Source organism: Acrocarpospora phusangensis, from assembly GCF_016862995.1.
GTDB lineage: Bacteria > Actinomycetota > Actinomycetes > Streptosporangiales > Streptosporangiaceae > Acrocarpospora > Acrocarpospora phusangensis.
In genome coordinates this window covers 1-8,970 of record NZ_BOOA01000152.1, presented here as the reverse complement: position 1 = coordinate 8,970, position 8,970 = coordinate 1, and the positions used below count along the sequence as shown (strand labels likewise).

Annotated in this window: 7 protein-coding genes; 5 read left to right on the top strand and 2 right to left on the bottom strand. The window is 73.4% G+C overall.

Going from position 1 to position 8,970, the window contains the following annotated elements; translation table 11 throughout:
- From Aph01nite_RS40100 to Aph01nite_RS40085, 4 genes are all read left to right on the top strand, one after another.
- A partial coding sequence (locus Aph01nite_RS40100; RefSeq protein ID WP_204046326.1) for a hypothetical protein occupies nucleotides 1–1,467 on the top strand: 1,467 nt, incomplete at its 5' end.
- Between the two features lie 90 nt (nucleotides 1,468–1,557).
- The gene (recD2, locus tag Aph01nite_RS40095; RefSeq protein WP_239162340.1) at nucleotides 1,558–3,666 is read left to right on the top strand and encodes an SF1B family DNA helicase RecD2; all 2,109 of its coding nucleotides are present in this window, start codon (nucleotides 1,558–1,560) and stop codon (nucleotides 3,664–3,666) included.
- Nucleotides 3,667–3,777: 111 nt separating this feature from the next.
- Nucleotides 3,778–4,458, top strand: a complete 681-nt coding sequence (locus Aph01nite_RS40090) for a cellulose binding domain-containing protein (protein WP_204046325.1) — start codon at nucleotides 3,778–3,780, stop codon at nucleotides 4,456–4,458.
- Between the two features lie 120 nt (nucleotides 4,459–4,578).
- Nucleotides 4,579–7,029 (top strand): ATP-binding protein, encoded by a 2,451-nt coding sequence (locus Aph01nite_RS40085; RefSeq protein WP_204046324.1) that lies wholly within the window; start codon nucleotides 4,579–4,581, stop codon nucleotides 7,027–7,029.
- Nucleotides 7,030–7,038: 9 nt separating this feature from the next.
- Here Aph01nite_RS40085 and Aph01nite_RS40080 read toward each other — a convergent pair whose 3' ends face one another.
- Both Aph01nite_RS40080 and Aph01nite_RS40075 read right to left on the bottom strand, forming a co-directional pair.
- On the bottom strand, nucleotides 7,039–7,407 hold the full coding sequence (locus Aph01nite_RS40080) for a cellulose binding domain-containing protein (protein WP_204046323.1): 369 nt from the start codon (nucleotides 7,405–7,407) through the stop codon (nucleotides 7,039–7,041).
- A 122-nt stretch (nucleotides 7,408–7,529) separates the two neighbouring features.
- Nucleotides 7,530–8,225 (bottom strand): tRNA-dependent cyclodipeptide synthase, encoded by a 696-nt coding sequence (locus Aph01nite_RS40075; protein WP_204046322.1) that lies wholly within the window; start codon nucleotides 8,223–8,225, stop codon nucleotides 7,530–7,532.
- Between the two features lie 154 nt (nucleotides 8,226–8,379).
- On the opposite strand from Aph01nite_RS40075, the gene Aph01nite_RS40070 reads away from it, so the two are divergent.
- Nucleotides 8,380–8,970, top strand: a 591-nt coding sequence (locus tag Aph01nite_RS40070) for an AraC family transcriptional regulator (RefSeq protein ID WP_204046321.1), incomplete at its 3' end; no start/stop codon positions are given.

Genomic DNA, 8,970 nt, shown 5'->3' with positions numbered 1-8,970 from the left:
ATCAACGCCTGGTGGCACTGGAGCGGCGCCAACAACCAGGTGGCGCCGTCCCCGGGCAACAACACGATCGTGGCCTGGCCGGACATGCGGGAGTTCACCAGGACGTACGTCACCGCGTACTCGAACCTGGGCAACGGGCAGCCCGCCACGCTGTTCTCCAGCTGGGACCAGCAGGTGGTGGACACGCACTTCCGCTGGATGCGGGAGAACAACATCGACACGGCCGCGTTGCAGCGCTTCAACCCCAACGGGGGCGAAGGCCCCACACGGGACGCGATGACCGTCAAGGTGCGCAGTGCCGCCGAGGCCAACGGCCGCAAGTGGTACGTCATGTACGACGTCACCAGCTGGACCAACATGCAGGCCGAGATCAAGGCCGACTGGCTGAACAAGATGTCCGCCCACGTCGCCTCCCCCATGTACGCCAGGCAGAACGGCAAGCCCGTCGTCGGCATCTGGGGCTTCGGCTTCAACGACCCCGGGCGGCCCTTCGCCCCCGGCCCCTGCCTCGACGTGATCAACTGGTTCAAGGCGCAGGGCTGCTACGTGATGGGCGGCGTGCCCACGTACTGGCGGCAGGGCATCAACGACTCGCGGCCCGGCTTCATCGACGTCTACCGGGCGTTCCACATGATCTCGCCGTGGATGGTGGGCCGGATCAGCACCCTCCAGGACGCCGACAACTTCTACACCAACCTGACCGTGCCCGACCAGGCCGAATGCAACGCCCGCGGCATCGACTACCAGCCGTGCGTGATGCCCGGCGAGGTCACCCGCCGCCACCGCAGGCACGGCGACTTCATGTGGCGGCAGTTCTACAACGTCATCAGGGCGGGCTGCCAGGGCATCTACATCTCGATGTTCGACGAGTTCAACGAGGGCAACCAGATCGCCAAGACGGCGGAGACCCTCGCCACCGTGCCCGCCAATTCCGGCCTGCTCGCCCTGGACGAGGACGGCACCTTCTGCTCCTCCGACTACTACCTGCGCCTGACCGGCGACGGCGGCCGCATGCTGAAGGGCCAGATCGCCCTCACCCCGGTCCGGCCCACTCCCCCGGTCGCCGGCACACCCCCCACCTCGTACGTCGCCCTGCGCGCCCGCGTCAACAACCGGTTCGTCACGGCCGCGAACGGCGCGGCGCTCATCGCGAACGCCACCTCCGCCGGCACCGCCCAGCAGTTCGAACGCGTCAACCTCGGCAACGGCGCCATCGCCCTGCGCGCCCGCTCCAACAACCAGTACGTCTGCGCCGAGGCCGCCGGCGCCCAGCCGCTCATCGCCAACCGGGCCTCGGTCGGCCCCTGGGAGACGTTCGCGCTGGTCACCAACCCCAACGGCTCGCTCAGCCTGCGCGCCCAGGCCAACAACCAGTACGTCTGCGCCGAGGCCGCCGGCGCGCAGGCGCTCATTGCCAACCGGGCGGCGATCGGCGGGTGGGAGCAGTTCGACCTGGTCGCCACCTGATCGCGGGTGTTTCTGGATTGTCGGCGGCGTTCCGTAACCTAGGTCGTCGAGCGGCGGGCGGCCGGGCCCGCGCCTGGTGATGGGATCGCCGTGGAGGCTTCGGTCGAGCGACTGGTGTTCGTCCGGGAGGACGAGTTCACCGTCGCCCGGATGACCGCCGAGGGCGGGCCCGGCTTCGTCGCGGCCGGGCGCGCCCTCGCGGGCGTGCAGCCGGGCGAGACGCTCCGGCTGACCGGCGAGTGGGGCGAGCACCCCCGGCACGGCCGCCGGTTCACCGCCACGGCCTGCGAACGCGTCACGCCCTCCACGGTCCCCGCCATCCGCGCCTACCTGGGCTCCGGCCTGATCCGCGGCATCGGCCCCCGGCTGGCCCACGCCATCGTCGGCCGGTTCGGCGAGCACACACTGGAGGTCATCGACAAGGAGCCGGACCGGCTCCGCGAGGTCATCCAGATCGGTCCCGGCCGGCAGGCGCAGATCGTCCAGGCCTGGCAGGAGCAGCAGTCCGTCGCCGCGCTGATGCTGGTCCTGCAGGGCTTCGGCCTCAGCCCGCTGCTCGCCGCCAAGATCTACCAGGCGTTCGGCGAGCAGGCGGGCGAGGTGCTGGCCACCGATCCGTACCGGCTGATCGGGCGGGTCCGGGGGATCGCGTTCGGTATCGCCGACCGGATCGCGCTCCGTTCCGGGGTGCCCGAGCGGAGCCCGCAGCGGATCGAGGCGGCGATCCTGGACCGGCTGGAGTCGGCGGGGGTGCGCGCCGGGCACTGCTTCCTGCCGCTGACGGCGCTGCTGGCCGAGACGGCCGAGCTGATCGACCAGGACCGCGCGCTCATCCGCCGGTCGCTGGACGCGCTGGCCGCCGAGCGCCGGGTGGTCGTCGAGGCGCTCTCCGGCCAGACGGTCGTCTACCCGAAGGAGCAGCACAGCCGGGAGGTGTCCCTGGCCGCGCAGCTGACCCGGCTGCTGCGGGCCGGGTCCACGCTGCCGCTGCGCGCGTACGAGGAGGACGCCCGGCTCCACGACGACCAGCGCGCCGCCATGACGCTGGCCCTGACCTGCACGGTCAGCATCCTCACCGGCGGGCCCGGCTGCGGCAAGAGCCACACCGTGCGCGCGATCGCGGCGGCCGTCCGCGCGATGGGCGGCACGGTCACGCTGGCCGCGCCGACGGGCAAGGCCGCCAAGCGGCTGTCGGAGCTGACCGGCCTGCCCGCGATGACCGTGCACCGCATGCTGGCGCACACCCCCGACGAGAGCTCGCTGTTCTCCGACACGCCCGTGCGGGCCGACCTGATCGTGGTGGACGAGGCGTCCATGCTGGACCTGCACCTGGCGACCAGGCTGGTGGCGGCGATCCCGTCCGGCAGCCATCTGCTGCTGGTCGGGGACAGCGACCAGCTGCCCAGCATCGGCCCCGGCAGCGTGCTGGCCGACCTGCTGGACGTGGCGGAGATCCCGCGGGTGCGGCTCACCCACGTCTTCCGCCAGGCCGGCGACAGCGGGATCGTCCAGGCGGCGCACCGGGTCCGCGCGGGCGAGCTGCCCGTGCTGCCGGGCCGCGGCGGCTTCTGGTTCGAGGAGGTGGACGACCCGGCGGAGGTGGCCGAGCGGGTGATCCACCTGGCCACGGTGGCGATCCCCCGCAAACAGAACATCCCGCCCGGCCAGGTCCAGGTGCTCTGCCCGATGCGCCGGGGCACCACGGGAACGTCCGAGATCGGCCGGGCCATCCAGGACCGCCTCAATCCGGCCCGGGACAAGCTGCCCGAGCACTGGTCGGGCTCGTCGGTGTTCCGCCCCGGCGACCGGGTCATGCCGATCCGCAACAACTACGACAAGAACGTCTTCAACGGGGAGACGGCCACGGTCACCGCCGTCCTGCCGCAGGACCGCCTCATCCGCCTCACCACCGACGACGGCCGCCCGGTCGAGTACGGCTTCGACGAGCTGGACGACCTCACCCACTGCTACGCGATCAGCGTGCACCGCGCCCAGGGCAGCGAGTACCCGTTCGTGGTCGCCCCGCTGGTCAACGAGGCGGGCGGCGTGATGCTGCGCCGCCGCCTGCTGTACACGCTGATCACCCGGGCCCGCTCGTGGGTGGTCCTGGTCGGCCAGCGGGACGCGCTCCAGCTGGCCGTGCGGCGGCTCGGCGGGCGGCGCAACACGGGTCTGTCGCGGCGGTTGCACCAGCCGTAGCGGCTGTCCAACCGTGTCCAGGATCGGGGGGTGTACGAGCCCTGTTCGCCGATCATTGCGGCGGGCGCGTCCTTCCGGCGCGGCCGATGCCGGCTGAAAGGTTCACGATCCATGAAACGAGTTCTCGCCGTGATTCTCGCCGCGCTGCTGCCGGTGGCGCTTCTGGCCTCGCCCGTACGGGCGGGGACGGACACGGTGCCGCCGTCGAAGCCGCCGACGCCCGGGGCCAGCAGCGTCACCACGACGGTGGCGAACCTGAACTGGCTGTCCGCCACCGACAACGTGCAGGTCACCGGCTACCATCTGCAGCAGTTCGCGGGCGGCTCGTGGACGACGGTCCGGACGGTCCCGGCGAGCGGCACCTTCCAGACCGTCAACGGTCTTTCGCCCAGCACCGCCTACACCTACGCCGTCATCGCCTTCGACGCGGCCGGGAACAACTCCGTGCGCTCCGACCCGGTCACCTTCACCACGCTGGCGCTCACCGCGCTGCCGACCTGCCAGGTGCAGGTCATCTCGTTCGGCTCGGGCTTCACGGTGGTGGCCACGATCACCAACACCACGGCCGCGCCCACCAGCGGCTGGACGATCCAGTTCACCCTGCCCCTGACGGCGTCGGTGTCCACCGCCTTCAACGGGGTGCTGACCCGCAGTGGCACGACCGGGACCATCACGCCGGCGCCCTGGAACACGGTGATGGCGCCGGGCTTCCGGACCAGCCCCGGGTTCCAGGGCACCGGCGGCACACCCCCCAGCGGCTTCACCCTCAACGGCGTGCCCTGCACGGTGTGAGACCCGGATCGTGCGCGGCCGCCGGTCGCGCGTGATCCCGCCGCGTGGTTTCCTTCACCCATCGACGGCGCATCGGCTTGGCGGCTGGCGGAGGTCCGGACCCTGGCGGACCTCGCGCGGGTGCTGCGCGGCCTGCGGCGCCGGCATGCGCGGCGGCGGGGGCGGCCGGAGCTGACCTACCGCGAACTGGCGGCGGCCACCGGCTGGTCGCACGGGATCATCGGCGAGTACCTGTCCGGCCGGGTCCTGCCGCCCACCGACCGCTTCGACGTGCTCATCGCCCTGCTCGGCGCGACCCCCGCCGAGCAGGGCGCCCTCGCGACCGCCCGCGACCAGGTCGAGGAGGCCCGCCGCCGGGCGCTGCCCGCGCCGCGCCCGGTCCCGCGCCAGCTCCCCCTCGACGTGTACGGCTTCACCGGCCGCGCCGCCCAGCTGGCCCAGCTGGACGATCTGCTGGCCGGCGGGCGCACCGCGGTGATCTCCGCCGTGGCGGGGACCGCCGGGGTCGGCAAGACCGCCCTGGCGGTGCACTGGGGCCACCGGACCGCCGGCCGTTTCCCCGACGGGCAGCTCTACCTGGACCTGCGCGGCTACGACCCCGAACGTCCCGTGGCCGCCGCCGACGCGCTGGCGGGGTTCCTGCGCAGCCTGGGCGTGGACCCGCCCGCCATCCCCGACGGGCTGCCCGAACGCGCGGCGCTCTACCGGACCGTCGTCGCCGGGCGGCGCCTGCTCGTCGTGCTGGACAACGCCTCCGGCGCCGACCACGTACGGCCGCTGCTGCCGGGCAGCCCGTCCTGTTTCACGGTGGTGACCAGCCGCGACGACCTGGCCGGGCTGGTCGCCCGGGAGGGGGCCGGCCGGATCGCGCTGGACATGCTCAGCCCGGCCGAGGCCGCCGCCCTGCTCCGGGCCCTCGTCGGGGCGCGGGCGGAGCGCTCGCCGGGGGACGCGGCGGCGCTCGCGGAGAGCTGCGGGCGGCTGCCGCTGGCGCTGCGCATCGCCGCCGAACTCGCCGTCGCCCAGCCGGAGGCGGCGCTGTCGGAGCTGGTCGCCGGGCTGCGGGACGAGCGGCGGCGGCTGGACCTGCTGGAGGCGGCCGGAGATCCCCGGACAGCTGTCCGGGCGGTGTTCTCGTGGTCGTACAGGCGGCTCAGCGCGGGGGCCGCGAGGCTGTTCGACCTGCTGGGGCTGCATCCGGGGCGGGACCTCGACGCGTACGCGGCGGCCGCGCTGGCCGGGACCGGGCTGGCGGAGGCCGGCCAGCTGATCGAGGAGCTGGCCCGGGGTCACCTGCTGGAGCGGGCGGGTCCCGGCCGTCACACCATGCACGACCTGCTCCGGGCGTTCGCCGTCGAGAACGCCACGGACGCGCACGCGGCGCTCACGCGGCTGTTCGACTACTACCGGCACGCGTCGGCGTCCGCCGCCGCCACGCTGTTCCCGTACGAGCGGGAGCGGCCGGCGGTGGAGCCGCCGGGGTCGCCGTCGCCTCCGGCGGAGGAGCTCGGCGGCTGGCTCGACCGGGAGCGGGCGAACCTGGTGGCCGTCGCCGGGTACGCGGCCGGGCACGGCTGGCCGGGCCACTGCGTCGACCTGTCGCGGGCGCTGTGGCGGCATTTCGAGGTCGGCTGCCACTACCAGGAGGCGCTCGCCGTGCACGCGTCCGCCGCGCGGGCCGCGCTCGCCGCGGGTGAGGGCCGGGCGAGCGCGCTGGCCAGCCTGGCCGGCGTGCACTGGTGGCTGGGCGACTTCCGGCAGGCCGAGACGCGGTACGCGCAGTCCCTCGCGGCGGCCAGGGAGGCCGCGGACCCCGACGGCGAGGCCAGGGCGCTCGGGCGGCTCGGCGTCGTCCACGAACGCCTCGGCGACCTGCCCAAGGCGCTGGACTGTCTGCGGGAGGCGCTGGAGCTCTGCCGCCGCACCGGGAACCCGCACGGCACCGGCACGCAGCTGGTCAACCTCGGCGCGCTGTGCCGGCGGCTCGGCCGCTTCGAGGAGGCGGCGCGGCACCAGCTGGCCGCGGCCGAAATGTTCGCCGAGGTCGGCGACCTGCGCCTGCGCGGGTACGCCCTGGGCAACCTCGGCGCGCTCCGGAGCACGCTCGGCCACCACACCGACGCCCTCGTCCACCTCACCCAGGCGCTCGCAGACTGCCGCGCGGCCGGCGACCCCGGCGGCGAGGCGAGCGCGCTCGCCGCCCTGGGCACGGTCTACCTGCGGCTCTCCCGCCACCCGGAGGCCCTCGACCACCTGCGCCGCGCCCTGGCCGCCAGCCGCGAGACGGGCGACCGCAGCCTGGAGACCGAGACCCTCAACGGCCTCGGCGAGACCCTGCGCGCCATGGGCCAGCCCGATTCCGCCCTGGCCCGCCACCGGGCCGCGCACGCGCTGACCGGGGAGACCGGCGACCAGTACGAGCGGGCGCGGGCGCTCGACGGCATCGCCTGCGTGCTGGACGCGGACGGCCGTACCGGGCAGGCGCGGGAGAACTGGCGCACGGCGGCGGACATCTACCTGCGGCTGGGCGTGCCGGAGGCCGAACGCGTACGGGCCCGCCTCGGCGAGTGACCCCGGGGATCAGCAGGGGATGCCGTTGACGGTGATGTCGTCGGGCACCTCGGTGCTCACCGCGAACGCGGTCCACCCGAAGGTGCGCATCTGCCCGCTGCCGATGAAGCCGTTCCAGGTCATGTTGACGGCGCTCATGTCGTACGGCGTGCGCTGGCTCACCTTCGCCTGCCAGGAGCCCGCCAGCTCGGTGGCGGTACGGAACGTCCAGCCGGCCTGCCAGGAGGAGATGGCCGGCCCGTGGTTGGTGATGCTCAGCTCGGCGCTGAACCCGGTCGGCCAGGACCGGACCCGATAGTCGCAGCTGAACACCGGCGTCGCGCCGGCGGGCGCCGACAGGACCGAACCGGCGAGCACGCACGCCAGCACAACCGCCATCCTCGCCATCCTCGCCATCGCGGACCCCTTCATCCCTGGACCGGACGGCACACTATTGGCACGATCCCACCAGGCCCGTCAACGCCCGGGACGGCCGTGACGCCCCGGGCAGCGGAGAGCGGTCACGGGCCCTGAAACTTTCCCTCCCCGCGGCGGCGGCGGAAGTCGAGCTGGGCCACCCGGCGGGACACCAGCCCCGGCGGCGCTCCCGGCAACGTGCGGCAGCCCTCCATGGCCCGGCCGAGCGAACCGGGATAGGCCTCCGCGCCCTGGACCACGCCCGTGAACAGCTCCATGCACGCCAGTTCCTCGACGAGGAACTCGCGGAACCCGGCCGGGCAGGCCGGGGTGAGCGGGGTGCCCCTCGCCCGCACCCGGGTGAGCACCTCGCCGACGTGCTCGTCCACCAGCGCCGCGAAGCGCGGCTCCGCCGCCATGAAGCCGTCCACCGCCGACCGCGCCGCCGGATACCCCGGATGGGCCAGCCACTCGTCCCAGCGGTGCAGCGCGACCGGCATCGCCAGCCGGGCCAGGATGCCGCGGTTCCTGGCCACCCACTCGCGCCCGCGCCGCGCGGTCACGTCGTGCGCGAACTCCGGCCGGGCGCCCGTGAGCGCGCCCAGATTGTGCCGGTACAGCGTGTCCGCCACCGTGACGTGGCATCTCCTGAACCGCTCGTTCACCCAGTCCACGACGGCCACCAGCTTGGCCCCCTCGTGGTACGGCTGCCCCACCGAGATGAGCAGATGACAGACCTCGGCCTCGCGCCAGTCCGGCCCGCCCCGCCGCGCCACCCGGACCCGGTATCCACCCTCCATGCCTTCAGCAGAGCACCGGAAGAGCGTCCTTACCCGGCTCTTGACCTGCTCTTTTACCATCGTGCCCGGGGTCCCGACCGGAGCGGGCACACAATGTCGGGTCTGGCATGGTGTGTCCTCCTAGCGTGGTGACCACAAGGAAGGAGGCCAGGACGTGCTGGACCGGCTGAACCAGGCCATGGACTACATCGAGGACCGTCTCGGCGAGACGATCGACCCGGCCGAGCTGGCCAGGATCGCGGTGACGTCGGAGTACCACTTCCGGCGGATGTTCTCCGCGCTCGCGGGCATCCCGCTGTCGGAGTACGTCCGGCGCCGGCGTCTCACTCTCGCCGCCGCCGAGGTGCTGTCCTCGGACCGTACCCTCCTGGACATCGCGGTCCGCTACGGGTACGGCTCCGGCGAGGCGTTCGCCCGGGCGTTCCGCGCCATGCACGGCGTCGGCCCCGGCGAGGCCCGCAGGACCGGCGCGGTCCTGAGCTCGCAGCCCCGCATGTCCTTCCGCCTCATCGTCGAAGGGAGCACCAGCATGCGATACCGGCTTGTAGAGAAAGAGGAGTTCCGCGTGGTCGGCATGAAGGCCCGCGTGCCGCTCGTGCACGAGGGGATGAACCCGGCGATGGTGTCGTTCATCCGGGGCCTCGGCCAGGAGATGCTCGACCGCATCGCGGCGCTGTCCGACCAGGAGCCCCACGGGATCCTCGGCGTCACCGACAACGTGGACGAGAGCCGGGCGGAGGGCACC

Bases quoted from the DNA above. Each gene is read 5' to 3' on its own strand.
- Aph01nite_RS40080 (WP_204046323.1), bottom strand. From the start codon at position 7,407: ATGGCGGTTGTGCTGGCGTGCGTGCTCGCCGGTTCGGTCCTGTCGGCG.
- Aph01nite_RS40075 (WP_204046322.1), bottom strand. From the start codon at position 8,225: ATGGAGGGTGGATACCGGGTCCGGGTGGCGCGGCGGGGCGGGCCGGAC.
- Aph01nite_RS40090 (WP_204046325.1), top strand. From the start codon at position 3,778: ATGAAACGAGTTCTCGCCGTGATTCTCGCCGCGCTGCTGCCGGTGGCG.